This window comes from Magnetospirillum fulvum MGU-K5 (assembly GCF_000442515.1).
GTDB classification, from domain to species: Bacteria; Pseudomonadota; Alphaproteobacteria; order Rhodospirillales; family Magnetospirillaceae; genus Phaeospirillum; species Phaeospirillum fulvum_B.
In genome coordinates this window covers 1-228 of the sequence record NZ_AQPH01000178.1, presented here as the reverse complement: position 1 = coordinate 228, position 228 = coordinate 1, and the positions used below count along the sequence as shown (strand labels likewise).

The 228-nt window shown below is 59.2% G+C and carries 1 pseudogene; it reads left to right on the top strand.

Annotated features, from left to right (window positions below):
* Positions 1–19: 19 nt before the first annotated feature.
* Positions 20–228 (top strand): annotated as a pseudogene (locus K678_RS17455) (hypothetical protein); the annotation flags it as partial.

The window sequence follows — 228 nt, the reverse complement described above, 5'->3', positions numbered from 1 at the left end:
GAAGCAGCAGGTCAGCTTCTTGAACGAGATCTCCGGCCTGATGGACGAGGTGTCGAACGCGATCGGCAAGATCACCCACATCACCCTGCCGATCCCCAACCTCGACAAGATCAAGGGCCAGATCAAAAGCGATGCCCGCTGCCTGATGCCCGACGGCGTGGGCTGGGGGATCAAGTTCACCGACCTCAATTTCGGCTCGATCTGCGACACCTCGACCAAATACCGCGA